Source organism: Streptomyces sp. NPDC054847 (assembly GCF_053610925.1).
Window position 1 is genome coordinate 6,847 of record NZ_JBSGZJ010000318.1, and the last position, 1,399, is coordinate 8,245.

Annotated in this window: 1 protein-coding gene; it reads right to left on the reverse strand. The window is 74.9% G+C overall.

Annotated features, from left to right (window positions below; genetic code table 11):
* Positions 1-760: 760 nt before the first annotated feature.
* Complete coding sequence (gene cpt / locus ACWGH4_RS25585; protein ID WP_453465056.1) at positions 761-1,294, reverse strand: chloramphenicol phosphotransferase CPT; 534 nt, start codon at positions 1,292-1,294, stop codon at positions 761-763.
* Positions 1,295-1,399 lie beyond the last annotated feature (105 nt).

Genomic DNA, 1,399 nt, shown 5'->3' on the forward strand with positions numbered 1-1,399 from the left:
CTCCGGAGGGGGTGTCCGGAATGGCTGTCCTCACCGCGCTGCGCGCGAGTTGCGACGCTTTACTTCCGGACACCCCCCTCCTCCGACCCCACCCCCCTGACGTCCGTGCCGCCCGAACCGGCCGGTGGTCCCTCCGTGCGGCACGGCGGTCGGGCCTCTGGGCGGGGGCAGCTCCACGCTGGGGCGGCGAGTCGGCCTTGGGCCGCGGCTCCGGTCGGGCCGGGCGGCGAGCGGTGGGTCTCCCTGGACCCGGGCCGGTCCCCCGGTCCGACGCCGGGCGGCGGCAGTTCAGGTCGGGCCGCGAGTGCGGCAGGCCCCTGGCCAGGGCCTGTGTCCCCGGTCCGACGCCGGGCGGCGGCAGTTCAGGTCGGGCCGCGAGTGGTGCAGGCCCCTGAGCCGGGCCGGTGTCCGGTCCGTCGGCAGGCGGCAGGGGCCCGTAGCGCGGCGCGAAGCTGCCTTCTCGGGAGCGTGGGGGCGCCAGCCCCCGCCAAACTTCTCCCTCTCCCCGGGAGGGGGCTGGCGGCGTCAGCCCCATGGGGGTCCGGGGCCTGCCCCGGTTCGGGAAGGGGCGGGGTGGGGAAAGGCCCCGCGCAGCGGCAAGGGGCCGCGCCGCGTACGGCTGTGGGGAGGTGCGAGGGCGTCAGCACCGGGAAGGGGCGTCGGCCCCCGCGGGTCCGGGGCCTGCTCCGCCGCGCGGCGGAGCCGCACATCGGTGCAGCGGGAAGGGGCGGGGTTGGGGAATGGCTCCGCGCAGCGGAGATCAGTTGACGTGGGCCGCGATGGCCCTCGCGCACGCCAGGGATTCGGTGTGCGTCGTGTCGACCTCCACGTCGTAGGTCACCCCCCGGTGCACCGCGTCCGCCTGTGAGGCGGCCATGCCCTGGACCCGGTCTCCCCGTGCGATCTCACGGCCGGCGGCGACCGCGCTCTCGCATCTGACGCCCACCCACAGCACGGGCAGACCGCCCAGTGCCTTCTGCCACCGCTGTTGTGACGCCGCTCCGCCGAGGAAGACGTCGTCGACGATGATTCGCGCGCCTGCGCGGGCCATCGCCACTATGCCCTCGGTCCAGGCCGCCTCCAGCGCCCTGAAGTCCGCGCCGACGCTCACTCGCCCGTCCGCCGCGATCTCGAGCCCCGCGTCCGACGCCTGCATCTTCGCGGGCAGCGCGTCGACGAACGAGTCGACCCCGAACGCCGGCCAGGGATCCGGCAGTACGGCCTGGAGGCACCGCACGATCCCGGATTTCCCCGAGCTGGAACCACCATTCAGAATGATCATTCGAGTTGTCACCGCGCCACAGTAGGGGCGCCTCCCGGGGACGCGAAACGAATTTCGGATGCGCGTCGTGCGTTCCTCCCGGCTCGCGCCGGGAACGCACGTGCCCCGGCCGGGGGC